The following is a 17134-nucleotide window of genomic DNA, read 5'->3' on the forward strand; positions in this document are numbered from 1 at the left end:
CGTCATGCCAAAGCTTTTCCGGCGCCTGTTCGCAAGCCACGATCCCAAGGGTGCGATGCAGCCGCTTTATCAGGCCATCGTTCAGGAAGGCCGCCAGCCCCACTGGTATCTGGAAGGGAAGGTCCCTGACACGGTCGACGGACGCTTTGACATGATCGTCGCCATCCTGGCGCAGGTGATGATGCGACTGGAAAGCCTGGACGCGGCGCAGGAAAGCGTGTGGCTGACGGAATTATTCATCGACGACATGGACGGACAGTTGCGGCAGGAAGGAATAGGCGATGTCGTCGTCGGCAAGCATATCGGAAGCATGATGAGCGCTCTTGGCGGCCGCCTGTCCGCCTATCGCGCAGCGCTGTCAGGCGAAACGGAATTGAGCGAAGCACTCAACCGCAACCTGTATCGCGGATCCCCCCCGACCGGTAGCGCGTTGGCTTATGTCGAATCGCGTCTGCGCGCTTATTGGGTCAGACTTGGCTCCGTCACCCGCCCCGCCCTTATTGCAGGAGAGTTGGGATGACGTCCCCCACCCCCGAATTTTCTCGGCCTGTCCGCATGGATCAGCTTGCCCGGCATGCGCAGGGCGTGACGATCAGCGCGGAGCCAGCCGAACGAGAAGCTTTGGCCCACCGATTCCATCTGTTGAGCCTTGACCGGTTGGAGGCGGAATATGGGCTGACCCAGGATTCGGGCGGCATATCGGCGCGTGGGCATCTGCGCGCGGAACTGGTACAAGCTTGCGTCGCAACTGGCCTGCCTGTCCCCGAAAGCATCGAAACCGACTTCGTGCTGCGCTTTGTCCCGGACAGCGAAACCGGTGGCGAAGGAGAAGAGCTGGAGATCGATTCGAACGATTGCGACGTCATTGGCTATGACGGGCAGGTGATCGACATGGGCGAAGCCGTCGCTGAAACCGTCGCGCTGGCAATGACGCCTTATCCCCGCTCCCCCGACGCGGACGCCCATCTTCGCGAAGCAGGGGTGTTGACGGAGGAACAGGCCAGCCCTTTCGCCGCGCTGCTGTCGCTCAAGGACAAGAAATGACCAAGGCGGGCTGAACCACCGCCTTGTTTCCCTTGGGTTCCTGCTGTGCCATAATCGCCCGCCATGGAAAGCCCGCCGACCGGCATACGCAAGATCATCCATGTCGATATGGACGCCTTTTACGCATCGGTCGAGCAGCGTGACGACCCAGCGTTGCGCGGGAAGCCGATCGCCGTGGGCGGAGGTGGGCCGCGCGGCGTGGTCGCGACCGCCAGCTACGAAGCGCGCATATTTGGCGTAAAGTCGGCCATGCCTGGTGCTCAAGCGCGGCGGCTCTGCCCGGATCTTTTGTTCGTAAAACCCCGTTTCGACGCCTATCGCGCCGCTTCATCCCAGATACGAACCATCTTTGGGCGCTTCACAGACATCATCCAGCCATTGTCACTGGACGAAGCCTATCTGGATGTAACCGTCAACAAACCCGGCCTCGCGTCGGCGACAATGATCGCTCAAGAGATTCGCCGCATGATCCAGGAAGAAACCGGCCTCACCGCCTCGGCTGGCGTGTCCTACAACAAGCTGATCGCCAAACTGGCATCGGACCAGAACAAGCCCGACGGCCTGTGCGTCGTTCGTCCCGATGAAGGGGCCCGCTTCATGGCCAGGATGCCAGTCCGTCGTATACACGGCGTCGGTCCGGTAACGGCACGGCGGATGCAGGAATTGGGCATAGAGACAGGCGCCGATCTTTGTGCGCGCGACCTTTCCTTTCTACAACAGCATTTCGGGAGTGCTGCCCCCTTCTACTATCGCGCGGCGCGGGGCGAAGACGACCGACCGGTACACGAACGGCAGGAGCGCAAATCTGTAAGTGTGGAGGACACGTTTTTTGGCGACCTTATCGCCGAAGATGCTCTGGTCACAGAATTGGAGCGCATCGCGGCTAGCCTGTGGACCAGGATCGAAAAAAGCGGTGCCTATGGCAGAACGATTGTGCTGAAGATCAAATTCGCTGATTTTCGCATCATTACGCGATCAAAGAGCTTTGCCGCGCCGGTACGCTCACCCGATCTGCTGGCGCAAACGGGTTGCGCGCTAATGCGGGCGCAACTGCCCTTGCGGATGGGCGCCAGGCTGCTGGGCCTTGGCATCCACAACCTCGATCATGAGGAGAGCGAAGACCCGGGGCCGCAGCTCAGCCTTCTTCTGTAGCCTGTCAAAAAGGCAGCCAGTTCCGCTTTTCAGTGAACTTCATATAGCCCGCGTTGATGCCGAGCCGATACCCGACACCCAGCCGGATCGGAATAAGCACGACGCTGCCCCAGCGGAGATAGCTGGCGGTGAAACCGCCGACCAGATAGGCCGTCCCCTCGGCTGCGGGGAACCGATGATACAGGTCCTGTGTGTCATAGAGATTATAGACGAGGACAAAGGTGTTGGCTGCGTTGCCGCCCACATCGAAACCGATCGACGGACCAGTCCAATAGACCTGACGGGTGCCTTCCACCTTATGGTTGAGCGTGCCGGACCCATAGCGCAGGCCGACAACGAATGCGCCGGAAGCCTCACGCCCGGCGATATAGGCATTTGGGCGGCCCTGATCCTTCAATATCTTTTCGATCAGGCCAGCCAGACCCTCTGCACCCTTGCCAAACACGCCTTCAGCCGCGCCGATCAGGTCATCCTCCTGATAGGATTCGCTGGCAGATGGAGCAGCCGGGGGTGAATTGGCGGTGACGGGTGCGCCCGTAGCCGTGTTGTCCGACATTGGGGGAACCGTTTCGGGCGCGGGTGTTCCGACAGGATCGAGCCCGGGATCGGTCGGCGTGTTATTCTGTGGTGGTACAGGAGCGAGATCGGAATCAATCGCACTGTTCGGATCGATCGTCCGAATCTGTGCCGATGCGGGGACCGGCGCCAGGGCAACCCCACCGATCGCCAGTATCAGCGTGCCCATGCGCGTCACGCGGGCTGTCGCCCGCTTCATTGTTCCGATCATGCCACTAGTCCCCGTTCTACCCGATCTTCAGTCATCCCGCAGATTATCCCGTTTCAAGCTGAAACGACAATGAACGAACGGCGACCGGAGTCGATTCCGCGCCGGAACGAATCGCCTGCCTGCCCTTCCCGTCAATTTTCGTGTCACAGGACCGTTGCCATGGGCAAAAGCCGCCGCTATAGCCCAATCCGCCTAGCCGCTGTCCCGCCCCAAGCGGGCGTTCAGGCCATGTTTGGAGACGTGGGTGAGTGGCTGAAACCAACGGTTTGCTAAACCGTCGTGCTGAGAATTCGGCACCGAGGGTTCGAATCCCTCCGTCTCCGCCATATTCCTTTATTTGTTGATCCTGGGGCTTCCCCCGCCCAATGCCTCCGCGTTTATACGGGCGATGGACCTGTCTTCACTGATTGGGTTGGCTCGCCACGTTTTCGCTGGTTTATCAGATCAAGCTCGCCCAGATTTCTTGAACTAACGCATGGCGAAGCCTACCACTTTGCGCAAAGCATCGTAGGAGGATAATCGTTGGCACGCTTTTCGCTGATCAAGCTCGCGTCCTGTGCGCTCACGATGGCTTTGCTATATTCTGGCGGCGTAGCTGCTGAAGACGTTTCTCTCGACTCTTTCCAGACCCCCCCGACCGCGGCCAAGCCTCGGGTGTGGTGGCACTGGAACAGCGGGCAAATTAGCAAGCAGGGGATCGACGCCGATCTGTCCTGGATGCAGCGTATCGGGTTGGGTGGATATCAGGCGTTTGACGTGGACGTTGGTGCGCCGCGGGTTTTGGAAGCGCCGCTGACATATATGAGTCCCGAGTGGAAGGATGCCTTCAAGCACGCGATCGACGGCAGCATCGCGCGAAATTTTGATATCGGCGTCGCCGGTTCCCCCGGCTGGAGCGAAAGCGGCGGCCCCTGGGTAAAGCCCGAACAGGCAATGAAGAAATATGTCTGGAGCGAGACACGGATCGACGGTGGCAAGCGCTTCACGGGCAAACTGGCGCAACCGCCGGGTACCGCTGGCCTGTTCCAGAACAACGCTAGTATCGACCCGCGAAACAGCACAGCCTTTTATCGGGATGCAAAGGTGGTCGCATTCCGTCTGCCCGCGCAATATATCCTGCCGCGCCCGGTCGCAACGGCCAGCGGCGGCAGCTTCAACACCGCCACCCTGAACGATGGCGATGTGGTTGCTACCAGCGAGCTGACAGCGAGCACGCCGGAAAGCGACGCCTGGCTGCAATATGATTATGGTCAGCCGGTGACGATCAGGGCGATTTCGATCGCGACCGGAAATTATGCGCCTATGGGTGGGACGGGCGGCGCGGGGCTTGGTCCGAACGCGCGGTTGGAAGCAAGTGATGACGGCCGATCCTGGAAAATGGTGGGTAGGCTGGAAACTGCGGGGCCGCAGCGCACGACTTCGGTGTCTACGACCACGGCCCGCATGTTCCGGGTCGTAGTTCCGACAGCTGTTAAGGAAGCACCGAAAAAGGACGCAATGCTGAACATCGGCGGGGGCGCCGCAGGTAGATTGTTGATTTCGGAGCTTGTGCTTCACGGCGCACCGATGATCAACGCCTGGGAAAGCAAGGCGGGATTTCAGGTGTCGCATGATTATTACGCATTGGCGACACCTGCCGAGCGAAGCGCTTTGCGGACTTCCGATGTCGTCGATCTGACAAGTAAACTGCGGGCCGATGGTTCCCTCGACTGGACCGCGCCGCGCGGTCAGTGGGTTGTGTTGCGCTTTGGTTATTCGCTTACGGGACAACATAACGCACCTGCTCAGGCGAGCGGATCGGGATTGGAGGTCGATAAGCTGAGTGGCGCGGACGTCACCAGCTATATCACCCAGTATCTCGACAAATATCGCGAGGCGAGTGGTGGCCGACTGGGGAAGCCCGGCGTCAGCAACATGATATTCGACAGCTGGGAAGCGGGAACGGCCAACTGGACCCCTGCAATGCTGGAGCAATTCAGACGACTGCGCGGCTATGATGCGGTGCCATATCTTCCCGCGCTGGCGGGCTATATCGTGGACAGCGCGGAAGTGAGTGATCGTTTCCTGTGGGATTTTCGTCGGACGCAGCAGGAGCTGGTGAAGACTGAGCATTATGACAGGCTGAGCGCGGAATTGCATAAGGTTGGGATGATCCGTTACGGCGAATCCCATGAAGGATCCCCCCATATGATTGGAGATGGGATGGAGATGAAGGCGTCGGCCGATGTGCCGATGGCGGCCATGTGGGTCCAGGGTGCGCCCGGATCATTCCGGGCGGAGCCGTTTGCGGATATTCGGGAATCGGCGTCGGTGGCCAATGTGTGGGGGCGCAATCTGGTTGCGGCGGAATCGCTGACGGCGGCGGGGTCGCCATGGTCGCTGTCGCCCCGTCTGCTAAAGCCCTATGCCGACCTGATGATGCTGGCCGGGGTCAACCGTTTCATCCTGCACAGCAGCGTTCACCAGCCGCTGATCGGCAAGGCGCCGGGGCTGGTGCTGGGGCCATTTGGCCATTGGTTCAACCGCAACGATACATGGGCGGAGCAGGCCGGACCCTGGATCAGCTATCTGGGGCGCGCATCCCACCTGTTGCAGCAGGGGCAGGCGGTCAATGATGTGGCGATTTTCTATGGCGAAGGCACGTCCATCGTCGCGCTGTTCGGCAAGGAGCCTCCGACCGTCCCGGAGGGCCTGCAATATGATTATGTCAACGCCGACGCCCTGAAGACCCGCCTGAGCGTCAAGGATGGACGCCTGGTGACGGAAAGCGGCATGTCGTGGCGGATATTGTACATGAGCGGACAGGTGCAGTGGGTGACGCTGCCCACGCTGGAACGGTTGCGCGACCTGGTGCGGGCAGGCGCTGTGCTGGTGGGCGAACGTCCGCTTGGGTCGCCCAGCCTGAGCGACGACCCGGCCAAGGTGCGCGCCGTCATAGCGGAACTGTGGCCGTCATCGAGTGGCGTGGCCAAGGTCGGCGCGGGCAAGGTATATGCGGCCAAACTGCCGGACGCCGCCCTGACCGCGGAAAAGATCGCCGCCGATTTCGAGCTGGTCCAGGCTCCTGCGGATGCGGAGGTCCGGTTCCTGCATCGGCGCGTGGGCGATAGCGACGTCTACTTCGTCGCCAACCGCAAGGACCGCGCCCAAAGGGTGCAGGCGTCGTTCCGCACGGCAGGCAAGGCGGCGGAACTGTGGGACCCCGTCACCGGAAAGGCCAGTCCGGCCAGCTATCGCACCGACAATGGGCGCACGATCGTCGATATCCCTTTCGATCCTTTCGGATCGACCTTCGTCGTCTTTCAGAAAGACGGACCGGATGCCCGGACCGTCCCGGCGGTTGCATCCCAGCAGATTGCCGACATGTCCGATGGCTGGTCGGTCGCGTTCCAGCCCGGACGGGGGGCACCGGCGAAACTTGCGCTGGGGCAATTGCGGGACCTGAGCAAAGATGCCGACCCTGGCGTCCGCTACTTTTCCGGCACGGCCAGTTACAAAAGGACGTTGAGCGTTCCCAAATCCTGGCTGAGCGGTGCGAGCGCCATCAAGCTGGACCTGGGTCAGGTTGAAGTCGTGGCGGAAGTGCTGGTCAACGGCCGGTCGGCGGGGATCGCATGGACGACGCCCTATCAGTTGGATGTCACCCCCCTGATCAAGCCGGGGGTGAACAAGTTCGAGGTTCGGGTCAGCAATTTGTGGGTGAACCGTGTCGTTGGGGACCGCCAGCCCGGCGTGACCAAACGGATCAGCTTCACCCATGAAGATGCGCCCAGCCTGGGATTGGAACAGCCCGCAACGGTGTTCGACAATATCGGCGCCGGGGGCAAGGCATTCGGCGCGACCCCTTATACAGCCGACACGCCGCTGCCGTCGTCAGGCCTGATCGGCCCGGTACGCCTGATCCGTGAAACCGGCGGGGGCGCTGCGGAGGGACGCTGACGCCTGCCACCATGGGGAACGGCCTTTGCTGCGGCGAGGGCACAATACGGGCCGTTCCCACCGCTTTCCATGGGTTCGGCATATTTCCGAAATGAATACGGATATTATTGCAGGCCGAGAAGCTGACTGCTACCATGGATCAAAGAGTCGAACGGAGTGGATCATGCCTGAGAACCTGCCCAACATCATTCGTCCCATTGCGCCTCCGCGCCTTCTGGAGGGCGTCTATAACGACGATCAGCATGGCCGGATCGTTCGCCTGATCCGCGACAAGGGTCCCTGGCAGATGATATTGGCGCAACATTTCGCGTCCGCCGAAGAGGTGGTGGCCACCATGTCCGGCGCGATGCCCGAAGGGGTTACGCCGACATTCGACATGTTCCTGACGCCGAATTTTCGCGGCTATCTGGCGAGGTTTGGCACATGCCTGCATCCAGAGATCGAGGATTGCTTCCTCAATTCGCCTTTCCTGGACATGGTGCGCAGTTACTGGAAGGCGGATTACGCCACCCCAGACAATATGCTGTTCAACATCAACGGCGCATGCGCCAGCCACGACCCGGCCCATATCGATGCAACGTCATTCCGGGGCATCAATCAACGCAACACGCCGATCTACATGTTGAACACCATGAGCAAATCAGGCCTGTTCACGCATTGGCGAACGAAAAAGGCGCAGATCGTGACCTGGTTCTACAAGGGTTCGACCGGCGGCGGCTTCACATACTGGCCCGATGGGCAATATGCCCAACCGGCCCGTATTGCGTCGCCGATGTGGAATCGCGCCGTCCTGGTCGAGAATGAAATGATGTTTCATCGGGCGGAAGCTGGTGGGCCGGTGGACCAGCGCAAACCTGAAGGCCTGGCGCTGAATACGCTGTTCGGGGCCGACCCCGATATCGCCGATGGGTGGCAGCTAACCACCGATGACAAGGTTATCCAGAAGGTGCCGGCACAGGAAATGCGCCTGATGGTGCATTGGGGCGCTGAAATCTTCATGGACTATGCAGAATTGAAGATGGTGATGGAGCATAGCGACGACCTGACCCACGACCAGATTTTCGACATATTCATCAAGGACCTGCGCGCGCGGGGCCATAGTTTCGAAATGCCTACCGACCCCATGCGCGACCAGGGCTTCATCAAGTTGCTGACCAATGTCTACGACCCCGGCGTTCCCCGTTTTTATCCCGCCGAAGCGCCGGGGCCGCACCAGCAGCAGATCGCAGCGTGAGAACAGGCGCGTGACATCAAGCGGGGGCCGGTTTCATGTCGGCCCCCGTCCGTTGCACAGCCTGGAGCATTTCCAAAGCCAGCAGATGGCTATATCTGCCTAGAAAATCCCCTGGTCGGTGGGCACCAGTGCCAGGACGCGCATGACCGCCTGCCGATCGAACGCCTCTCCCCTATCGGTTGCCACCGCCTCCAGCAGCAAGGCAAGCGTACTTTGCCACACGGGTTCGCGTTTGCTGAACATGGAGTGTTCCGACAGCAGAAGCGGTATTTCCCCTTCTTCGCGTTTCGCCATTGCGCGGATCGCCGCTTCTTCGAACGGTCCCCCGGCTGCTTCGAACGACCGCATGTGCATCAAGGTGACCGCTCCACCGATGACGATTTCGCCCATCTGGCGCTGAAGGCGAAGCGATTCACGCGGGTGGAAACCCCGCGCGGCCAGCGCCTCCAACCATGCTTCGGCGCGATCCAGCTCAACCTCTGGCCCCAGCCCGCCCGCGAAATATTGCGCGACCAGCTGGCCCGGCCCCGTGAGCAGCGAGAACAAGGCCGCGGCATGGCCAGCAACATAGAGCGTCCAATGCTGCCCGGCGTCGGCCGGAAAGTCATGGTCCTGCGCCGCACGCGCGGCGGCCAGACGGACCAGTTCCTCCCGGCCTGAAACATAGCCGTATAAAACGGTGATGGTCACGCCCAGCCGATCGGCAACCGCGCCCATCGTCAGACCGTCCAGACCCAGCGCAAGTCCGGCATCCAGAACCTGTTCAAGGGTCAATCGGCGCGGGCGACCCACGCCGCGTGTCTTCACGCCAGTCGGCGCCTTGGCAGCTTGTTTCATATGCGATGAATGGCAGCGGCGGCGCGACGCATCAAGACGGTTCCCGTCTTTCCGATCCGCAGGTCAGGGTTGCCTTGTTTTCTTTGGAAACAACCGTCGCCAACCGATCACGACGCCGCTTAAGGAAATGACCAGGCCAGCACCGGACAGAAGCCAGATGAAGATATGTCGCGCCGGGGGCCAGACCAGCAGCCATGGCAGGTCCAGGCTGTGCAGCGCGTTGAACAACCAGCGATAAGAGCGTCCTCCCGATCCCAATTGACCCAGCAAGGCTCCCGTCGCCGGATCGATGTGCAGCCATGTACGCGCCGGGTCGTCGAACTTCAGCCGCAATATCGGCAATGGGCGGCTGTCGTCACGAGGATCGCCGGTCGAATACCAGTAGCGATCGGGCTGTTCCAGCCGATCGGTCGTCGTCAGCCGGGCACCCGGCATGGCGCTTCGAGCGATCGCGGCGATATGCGCCCGGTCCGGGATCATCGCCTTGCCGCTGTTCGCATCCAGCAGCGCGGTCGGTCCATGGCCCCATATGCTGATGACAGGTCCACCGCCCAGATATGCAAAGCGCACTTCGCGGGCGCCATGGGCGGTGCGGGCCAATGTCGCTTTGTCGGTCGCCGGGAAGCTGTTGCGCGCGCCAGCATAGAGGCTGGCTACATCGCGCGCCTTGTCACGCAGTCCGCCCCAGGGACTCATGGACAGCCAGCCGCTGAACACCCAACAGATGAGGAAAATCCCGCCGAACAGCCCGACGACATGATGCCATTTCATCCAGCCGCGATAGGGACTGACCGACCCGGACTTGTACCGCCGGGCCAGGCGGACGCGCATCCAGCCGATCCAGAAGCCAGCGACCGCGCCCAACATGCCGATGCCCGATGTCCACAAGACGGTCTGTCGCCAGGGTTCCTGGAACAGGCGGAGCGCTTCGAAATAGATCCAGTGCGGCACCGCGCCCAGCCAGTTCCAGAAACGCTCATGCGAGGTCGTGTTCTGCACCACCTCGCCGGTCTTCTGGCTAACATAGACGTCGGTCGCCGCCGCGTCGGCCAGCCGCACCCGCCAGAAGGGAGCCATCGCCTTATAATGCCGGGTGACGACCCATTGGTCATGGTCGACCGGATCGACGGAAAGACTGGCCGCGCCGACAAGGGTCCCGGCGATCTGCCGGGCGTGCGATGCGTCGATGCCGTGGATTTCCCGACCGGTTCTTGCCGAGACCGCCCGCCTGCCCGCTTCGGTGGCAAAGCGATAGACCGGCTCTCCGCCTGTCATGCCGAGCCGCATTTTTGCGGGGAACTGCGGTTCTTTGAGGCGCGCCAGGGCCTGATCGGGACCGACATGCACTTGCCCCCAGTCGATCGGCGCTGCGGTCGCCACCCGCTCCGCCGCGCGGAAGGACGGGAAGGAGACATAGAGCATCACCAGCCCTGACAGAAACCAGATGGCGAAGAACAGGCACAGGACGATGCCTGTCCAGCGATGAAAGATATAAAGCCAGCGCTTGACCATCTTCCAGAGCGGCGCGGAGGCGGGAACCGATGGTCCCCGCCCCGCCACTCGTCCAAGGTCAGAAGCCGACATGCAGCGTCGCTTCCACCGTGCGCGGATCGCCCAGCACCCATTGCGTCATGCCATAGGTGGCGCGCGCGTAGGTTTCGTTGAAGACATTGCGCATGCGCAGGGCAAGGCTGGCCCCCGGCACCAGTTGCCACCGCACGCCTATGTCCGTCAGGGTATAGGCGGGGACGACGCGGCTGTTGGCGGCGTCCTGAAACCGCCGACCGACATGGCTGACGCCGCCGTCGGCGATCCAGCCCCTGGCGAATTCCCAACTCACAAAGGCGTTGGCGCTGTTTGCCGCCACATTGGTCGGGCGATTGCCAGTGCGATCGAACAGCGCGCCGCCTACCGATTCATTAAAGTCGTCGTAACGCGCGCGCAACAGGGCGGCGTTCAGGGAGATGCTCAGCCCGTCCAGCGGCTCCAGCGACAGCGATGCTTCGACGCCCCTGGACGATTGCTGGCCCACCTGCACCTGCAGCGTCGGGATCAGCGGATCGGATGTCAGCAGCTTTCGCTTGACGATATCATAGACGGCCAGGGTCCATTGGCCGCGCGATCCCCAGAAAATATGCTTGATCCCGGCCTCATATTGGCGGCCAGTCGACAGGTCGAAGCTGCTCTGGACGGTGCTGGTGGACACCAGCGCGCCGACCGGGTCGGCAGCCGTTGCATATTGCGCGTAAAAGGACAGGGTCGGCACGGGATTATAGACCGCCCCGGCGCGCCATGTGACCGCATCGGGCGTCGACGTGAAATTGTTGGCCGGGGTCACATGATCGGTCTTGGTGATTTCCGGGCGGTCGTAGCGGATTCCGCCCACCAGCGAGAAATGATCGCTGAACCTGATCCGGTCTTCGGCGAAGATCGAATATTGGCGGATCCGGTTGGTGTAGCGCGGCCTGGTCGGTGCGCCGGGTTGATGGATGAAGGTGCCAAGGCTGACCCCGTCCACATCCACGAAGCGGATCGCGTCATTGCCCGAATTGCTGACATTGGCATAGCTGATGCGGTTGAGATCGAAGCCCAGCACCATCTGATTTTCGACGCTGCCCAGGTCATGGCGCAGATTGGCGCTGACCCTGGCCCCGGTCTGTTTCTGGATATGATATAGTTCAAGGAAGCTAGACTGGCGAACCTGCGCGGGCGTCGTGCCGGTTTCGGGTATGAAGGTCAGACGTTCGGCATTCTTCCAATATTTATTGGCGGTCAGGCGATAGAGGGTGGCGTGCAACGTCAAGCCGTCCGAAGCGTCCCAATCGATCTTTGCCTGGGTCCAGTCGTCGCGAAAGCGCAACTGCGCGTCCGACACATTATAGTTTTTGCGACGCAAGGACGGGTCCAGCCTGTCATCCACCAGCGGCGTGCCGAACCATGTGCGCGGGCGTTGCTTGCTGTGATCATGCGACAATGTGACGGCAAGGTCGGGCGCGAGTTGCAGCTTTATCGCGCCAGCCACGGCGAATGCGTCGGAATCGCCGCGGTCCATCCATCCTTCCGACCGGCGATAGCTTGCGTCCGCGCGAAAGCTGAGGCCGTCGGTCAGGGGGCCGCCCGCGCCAGCCGCGACATTCAGGCTGTCATAGGATGCCACGCCGATGCGACCGCTGACCGTCATTTCATCGGACGGCTGCTTGCGCACCACGTTGACGGCGCCGCCGATCGCCCCTTCGCCATAAAGCACGGAGGCGGGGCCGCGAAGTATCTCAACGCTTTGCGCCATCCACGGATCGGCCGGGAAGGTCAGCGTATTATTGTACATGCGCATGCCGTCATACAGCGTCATCACCGAATTCTGCCCGGTGAAGCCACGGCTGGAGAGGCCATATCCAAAGACGCCCGATGTGTTGACAATGCCGGTGGCGCGGGCGGCGGCATCCTGAATGGTGAGGTCGCCGCGCAACCGGATCGCATCGCCGTCGATCGTTTCCACGCTCGCGGGCGTTTCCAGTGGGGTGAGGCCAAGGCGGCTGGCCCCTTCCACCCTGGTGTCGAGCCGCGGCGTTTCCACCGCGCCGGTTACGATGATCGCGGCGCTTTCCGCTTCGGGCGTGGCATCGGGTGTCGCCGCCCCGGCAAGGACAGGCACGGCATAAGCAATGGCCGCAGCAGCAGCCGAATATAGTCTGGTCATATATATACCCCGTCGGCGTCTTGCGACGTTCAGCAGGGGCGTGCCGTTCACGAACGGTCGGCAGCCGACATCGGCCGGACGCCAGGGGCGACCGACACGGCTTCCGATGCGGCCCCAGCCGCTCGGTCGTCGCTCAGACGGAGTTCACCGTGCCGCGGCCATCCCCTGGACCAAGGCAAGAGCGACCAGACGCCGGCAGGTCTCCTGGCTCATGGGTCATCGCTTGATATACGGCCTTCCCAGGCCTCGCAGGATTTAGCGTCCGGCCCAGTGGCTGGCGGAAGGGCGTGAATGCCGTCCGCACATGTATATCGCGCTCGCCACTTACAGTTGCAGGGACAGCCGCGGAATTGGGCCACTTGCGCAGCCCGCACCGCATTCCCTTTTCATCCCCGTTGCCGGGGAACCGACGCGATCTTGATCCTTCCCGCACCCATCGGATGCGGAATGGACAAGGCTCCTTATATTTCCGAATTTTACTATGCAAGGTCAGATCGACGGGGCCTGGACATGCCCGCAGCCACCGACGCAGACCCTTCGCCTCAGGCGGGGACGAGGCGCCGTTCATAGCGCCAGGTGCCCCAGATCTGCTGAGCCCGGCGCATGGCGGTGCGCATGCGGTTTGCAGGGAGGAGCGTCGGTTCGGCCCCTTTATCCGCCAATTCAGGTGGCAGGTCGTGGAATCCGGCGCTGCGGACGGTGGGTAGGCGTACAGCTTCCCGGCACAAGGCGGTGAAGCGCCGCATGACCCCATGGTTGGGCCGTCGCCGGTCGCGTGACAGCATTTCGAAACTGTGGGTCAGCGCAATGAAAGCGCCATGCCTGTCCTGCACCGCATGCCTGAGGCCTGCGCGCATTTCGCCAGCGGACATGGCGCATAGCTGGGCGGGGCGGAAGCTGCCGGGGCAGTCGATGATGCCGCTCACCGGCGCTTCCAGCACGCCCAGCTGGCGCGTGATCCCCGCCAGGGCGCGCGCGCCGGTGATGCGGCAGCCATGTCGGTGATAGGCCGGATTGACGCTGCTGTCCCAGGCGATGCCCAGCTGCGCCAGAGCGCGCAGCGTATCGTCATTCGCGCCGAAATTGCCCGCGCGGAAGGCGTTGATCGTTGGCGCGCCCGCGGCTTCGAGCCATGTTCGGGCCATGTGCAAAAGGATCAGCTGATCATCGAGCGAAAAGTCGCCGATATTGCGTCCTGTCCGCCCCTGAACCGGGGAACAGGCCGCGTCGGCCAGCCATTCGCTATGGATATGCAGCTGCACTTCATGCCCCCGCTGAACGATCGCGGAAACGATGGGCTTAAGGAAATCGGGCCCGAACACCAGCGCGGGCATGGGGTCGAGGAAGAAGACGCCTTTCAGCCCATATTCTTCCAACCGGTCCATCTGCCAGCCGATTCCGTAGCTGCCGCCATGCGCGTCCCCCCAGATCGAGCTGCGGATATTATCATCCAGGCTTATCCCCCGCTGATGCAGCAAGGCGGACAGTTCCGTGTCGACGGTGATCAACAGGGCGGTAGAGGGGTTATCGTCCAACATGATTCCGCACCCTAAGCGGTGCGGTTTAAGGAGCGGTAACTGCGCCCCGAAAGAAGAAACGGGGCGACAGATCAGACCAGCGGATTGAATTCCCCATAGCCGCCCTGGAAGAATAGCAGCGGTTTACCCGGCGTTCCCGCCTCCAGCGCCATGACGCGCCCGACGGCGATATAATGGTCGCCCACTTCATGGACCGCGTCCAGCGTGCAGTCGATCCAGGCGACCACCCCGTCCAGGATGGGGGAGCCATTGGCCGAGGCACGGTGCGTCACGCCGGAAAACCTGTCCTCCCCCTTGCCGGAAAGCTGCTGGCAGAGCGGCCTCTGGTCGCTACCCAGCACATTGACGCAGAATTTCCCCGCTCGTTCGATCAACGGCCAGCTGGTGGACGTCCTGGCAGGGAAAAAGGCGACGAGCGGCGGGTCCAGCGAGACCGAGGTGAAGGAACCAACCACCATGGCGACGGGGGCGCCCTGGTCCATGGCCGTCACGACGCAGACGCCGGTCGGATAATGGCCGAGCACGCGGCGGAAGGTTGCACTATCGATCGCCGCTATTTCCGTCATTGCCACGTGCCTGTTCCCGTCAAAATCAAAGCGCGACGCCTGCCGAGGCGAGCACCGCAAGCGTCAGAAGTTCCGAAGCGTTGGATGACATCGTCGCGATCTGCACCGATTTGTCCATGCCGACCAGCATCGGGCCGATGGTGGTGGACCCGCCGATTTCCCGCAGCAGCTTGGCCGAGATATTGGCCGATTGCAGGCCCGGCATCACCAGGACATTAGCCGGACCGGACAGGCGGCTGAACGGGTAGTTTTTCATGACGGTGGGATTGAGCGCCACGTCCGCCGCCATTTCCCCTTCATATTCGAAATCGACTTCCCGATTGTCGAGCACCTTGATGGCGTCACGCATATTTTCCAGATGCGCGCCGGGCGGATTGCCGAAGTTGGAATAGGACAGGAAGGCGACGCGCGGTTCATGGCCCATGCGGCGAGCGACGGCAGCGGTGCCTTCCGCAATATCGGCCAGTTCGCAAGCCGATGGCCGTTCATTGACCGTCGTATCGGCCAGGAACACCGTCTTGTCCTTCGAAATGACGACGTGGATGCCGAACGGCGTGCGGCCCGGCGCTGGGTCCATGACCCGCTTCACTTCGCGCAGGGTCTGGGCGAAAGGCCGGGTCATGCCGGTGATCATCGCATCGGCGACGCCCATGGTGACCAGCAGAGCGCCAAAGATGTTGCGATCGCGGTTCACCATGCGCTCGCAATCGCGTCGCAGATAGCCGCGCCGCTGCAACCGTTTGTAGAGGGCGTCCACCATGTCGGGCACCAGCGGCGAATTGACGCTGTTGTGCAGTTCAAAGCTTTCAGGGTCGCGCACGCCCAGGGCCTGCAGCTTTTCGATGACATTCTGCCGCCCGACCAGCACCGGAATGCCATAGCCAAGGTCGCGGAACTGGATGGCGGCGCGCAGCACCACTTCTTCTTCGGCTTCGGCGAAAACCACGCGCTTGGGGTTCGCCTTTGCCACTTCATAGGCGGTGGTCAGCACCGAGGTGGTCGGATTGAGACGGCCCTTGAGCGACTGGCGATATACGGCCATGTCCCCAATCGGCTTTTGAGCGACGCCCGATTCCATCGCCGCCTGCGCGACGGCGGCGGGCACGACTTCCATCAGGCGCGGGTCGAAGGGCGCGGGGATGATATAGTCGGGGCCAAAGCTGTGCGAACGGCCATAGGCCTTGGCCACTTCCTCAGGCACCTGTTCGCGCGCCAGTTCGGCAATGGCGTGCGCGGCGGCGACCTTCATCGGTTCGTTGATCGTCGTCGCCCGCACGTCGAGCGCCCCGCGGAAGATGAAGGGGAAGCCAAGGACGTTGTTGACCTGGTTGGCATAGTCCGACCGTCCGGTGGCGACGATGGCGTCGGGGCGCACCTCCAGCACGTCGGGTGGGGTGATTTCCGGGTCGGGATTGGCCATGGCGAAGATGATCGGGCGAGGAGCCATGGCCTTGACCATGTCCTGCGACACCGCGCCCGCGACCGACAGGCCCAGGAACACGTCCGCGCCCTTGATCGCTTCGCCCAGCGTGCGCGCGTCGGTTTTCACCGCATGCGCCGACTTCCACTGGTTCATGCCTTCGGTGCGGCCCTGGTAAATGACGCCCTTGCTGTCGCACATGATGACATTGTTGTGCGAAACGCCAATCGCCTTGATGAGTTCGGTGCAGGAAATGGAGGCCGCCCCTGCCCCGTTCACCACCACCTTCATGTCCTTTAGGTCACGGCCGGTCAGCATCGCCGCGTTGATGACGCCCGCCGCCGCGATGATCGCCGTGCCGTGCTGGTCATCATGAAAGACCGGAATGTTCATCCGTTCCTTCAGCGTCTGTTCGATGATGAAGCATTCGGGCGCCTTGATATCTTCAAGGTTGATGCCGCCAAAGGTCGGCTCCATCAATTCGACCGCATCGATGAACTTGTCGACATCCTCGGTCTTGAGCTCGATGTCGATCGAGTCCACGTCGGCGAAGCGTTTGAACAGGACCGCCTTGCCTTCCATCACCGGCTTGGACGCGAGCGCGCCCAGATTGCCCAGGCCCAGGATCGCCGTGCCGTTGGAGATGACCGCGACCAGATTACCCTTTGCGGTATAGTCGTAGGCGGTCGCCGGGTCTTCCGCGATGGCGCGCACCGGCACCGCGACGCCGGGGGAATAAGCGAGGCTAAGGTCGCGCTGCGTCGCCATCGGTTTGGACGCGATGATCTCAATCTTGCCCGGGCGGCCCGTCGAGTGGAAGAACAGCGCCTCGCGCTCTGAAAATTCCACACTCGACTTGTCGGCCATAGTCCCATCCATTCGCTTTTTTACTTCTAGCGGCCCTAGCGTCATGCCGTGCC

The 17134-nt window shown here is 62.1% G+C and carries 12 protein-coding genes, 1 tRNA gene and 1 riboswitch; of the genes, 6 read left to right on the top strand and 7 right to left on the bottom strand.

Features of this window, described 5'->3' with window-relative positions; genetic code table 11:
* Positions 1 to 4 precede the first annotated feature (4 nt).
* The 3 genes from ACI3KQ_RS03420 to dinB all read left to right on the top strand — a co-directional run bounded on the left by ACI3KQ_RS03420 (position 5) and on the right by dinB (position 2196).
* Positions 5 to 520 carry a ubiquinol-cytochrome C chaperone family protein gene (locus tag ACI3KQ_RS03420; RefSeq protein WP_404954803.1) on the top strand — a complete coding sequence of 172 codons (516 nt, stop codon included), beginning with the start codon at positions 5 to 7 and terminating at the stop codon, positions 518 to 520.
* A complete protein-coding gene (locus ACI3KQ_RS03425; protein WP_404954804.1) occupies positions 517 to 1044 on the top strand; it encodes a YceD family protein in 528 nt (175 codons plus the stop codon). The genes ACI3KQ_RS03420 and ACI3KQ_RS03425 overlap by 4 nt, the downstream gene beginning before the upstream one ends.
* Positions 1045 to 1107: 63 nt before the next feature.
* Positions 1108 to 2196, top strand: a complete 1089-nt coding sequence (gene dinB / locus ACI3KQ_RS03430; protein WP_404954806.1) for a DNA polymerase IV — start codon at positions 1108 to 1110, stop codon at positions 2194 to 2196.
* 4 nt (positions 2197 to 2200) lie between these two features.
* On the opposite strand, the gene ACI3KQ_RS03435 is transcribed toward dinB, so the two are convergent.
* Positions 2201 to 2983, bottom strand: coding sequence for an EipA family protein (locus ACI3KQ_RS03435; protein WP_404954808.1), 783 nt, complete (start codon positions 2981 to 2983; stop codon positions 2201 to 2203).
* Between the two features lie 234 nt (positions 2984 to 3217).
* Between ACI3KQ_RS03435 and ACI3KQ_RS03440 the strand changes: the two genes are divergently transcribed.
* The 3 genes from ACI3KQ_RS03440 (at position 3218) to ACI3KQ_RS03450 (ending at position 8156) form a co-directional block, all read left to right on the top strand.
* Positions 3218 to 3309: transfer RNA gene (locus ACI3KQ_RS03440), tRNA-Ser, on the top strand.
* A gap of 196 nt (positions 3310 to 3505) precedes the next feature.
* Positions 3506 to 6922, top strand: coding sequence for a glycosyl hydrolase (locus tag ACI3KQ_RS03445; RefSeq protein WP_404954810.1), 3417 nt, complete (start codon positions 3506 to 3508; stop codon positions 6920 to 6922).
* Positions 6923 to 7085: 163 nt separating this feature from the next.
* A complete protein-coding gene (locus ACI3KQ_RS03450) occupies positions 7086 to 8156 on the top strand; it encodes a hypothetical protein (protein WP_404954812.1) in 1071 nt (356 codons plus the stop codon).
* A gap of 99 nt (positions 8157 to 8255) precedes the next feature.
* On the opposite strand, the gene ACI3KQ_RS03455 is transcribed toward ACI3KQ_RS03450, so the two are convergent.
* From ACI3KQ_RS03455 to ACI3KQ_RS03480, 6 genes are all read right to left on the bottom strand, one after another.
* Positions 8256 to 8963, bottom strand: a complete 708-nt coding sequence (locus ACI3KQ_RS03455; RefSeq protein WP_404954813.1) for a TetR/AcrR family transcriptional regulator — start codon at positions 8961 to 8963, stop codon at positions 8256 to 8258.
* A gap of 93 nt (positions 8964 to 9056) precedes the next feature.
* Positions 9057 to 10577 carry a PepSY domain-containing protein gene (locus ACI3KQ_RS03460; RefSeq protein WP_404954815.1) on the bottom strand — a complete coding sequence of 507 codons (1521 nt, stop codon included), beginning with the start codon at positions 10575 to 10577 and terminating at the stop codon, positions 9057 to 9059.
* The gene (locus ACI3KQ_RS03465; protein ID WP_404954817.1) at positions 10564 to 12690 is read right to left on the bottom strand and encodes a TonB-dependent receptor; all 2127 of its coding nucleotides are present in this window, start codon (positions 12688 to 12690) and stop codon (positions 10564 to 10566) included. The genes ACI3KQ_RS03460 and ACI3KQ_RS03465 overlap by 14 nt, the downstream gene beginning before the upstream one ends.
* A 176-nt stretch (positions 12691 to 12866) precedes the next feature.
* Positions 12867 to 13116: riboswitch (cobalamin riboswitch) on the bottom strand.
* Between the two features lie 116 nt (positions 13117 to 13232).
* Complete coding sequence (locus ACI3KQ_RS03470; protein ID WP_404954819.1) at positions 13233 to 14228, bottom strand: hypothetical protein; 996 nt, start codon at positions 14226 to 14228, stop codon at positions 13233 to 13235.
* 71 nt (positions 14229 to 14299) lie between these two features.
* On the bottom strand, positions 14300 to 14794 hold the full coding sequence (locus ACI3KQ_RS03475) for a flavin reductase family protein (protein WP_404954821.1): 495 nt from the start codon (positions 14792 to 14794) through the stop codon (positions 14300 to 14302).
* A gap of 25 nt (positions 14795 to 14819) precedes the next feature.
* Complete coding sequence (locus ACI3KQ_RS03480; protein ID WP_404954823.1) at positions 14820 to 17081, bottom strand: NADP-dependent malic enzyme; 2262 nt, start codon at positions 17079 to 17081, stop codon at positions 14820 to 14822.
* Between the last annotated feature and the right edge of the window lie 53 nt (positions 17082 to 17134).

It is taken from the genome of Sphingobium sp. ZW T5_29 (genome assembly GCF_044987515.1).
In the GTDB taxonomy this organism is placed as follows: Bacteria; Pseudomonadota; Alphaproteobacteria; order Sphingomonadales; family Sphingomonadaceae; genus Sphingobium.

Excerpts from the sequence above, each read along its gene's own strand:
- ACI3KQ_RS03420 (WP_404954803.1), top strand. The coding sequence starts at position 5 with ATGCCAAAGCTTTTCCGGCGCCTGTTCGCAAGCCACGATCCCAAGGGT.
- ACI3KQ_RS03425 (WP_404954804.1), top strand. The coding sequence starts at position 517 with ATGACGTCCCCCACCCCCGAATTTTCTCGGCCTGTCCGCATGGATCAG.
- dinB (WP_404954806.1), top strand. The coding sequence starts at position 1,108 with ATGGAAAGCCCGCCGACCGGCATACGCAAGATCATCCATGTCGATATG.
- ACI3KQ_RS03435 (WP_404954808.1), bottom strand. The coding sequence starts at position 2,983 with ATGATCGGAACAATGAAGCGGGCGACAGCCCGCGTGACGCGCATGGGC.
- ACI3KQ_RS03450 (WP_404954812.1), top strand. The coding sequence starts at position 7,086 with ATGCCTGAGAACCTGCCCAACATCATTCGTCCCATTGCGCCTCCGCGC.
- ACI3KQ_RS03460 (WP_404954815.1), bottom strand. The coding sequence starts at position 10,577 with ATGTCGGCTTCTGACCTTGGACGAGTGGCGGGGCGGGGACCATCGGTT.
- ACI3KQ_RS03465 (WP_404954817.1), bottom strand. The coding sequence starts at position 12,690 with ATGACCAGACTATATTCGGCTGCTGCTGCGGCCATTGCTTATGCCGTG.
- ACI3KQ_RS03470 (WP_404954819.1), bottom strand. The coding sequence starts at position 14,228 with ATGTTGGACGATAACCCCTCTACCGCCCTGTTGATCACCGTCGACACG.
- ACI3KQ_RS03475 (WP_404954821.1), bottom strand. The coding sequence starts at position 14,794 with ATGACGGAAATAGCGGCGATCGATAGTGCAACCTTCCGCCGCGTGCTC.
- ACI3KQ_RS03480 (WP_404954823.1), bottom strand. The coding sequence starts at position 17,081 with ATGGCCGACAAGTCGAGTGTGGAATTTTCAGAGCGCGAGGCGCTGTTC.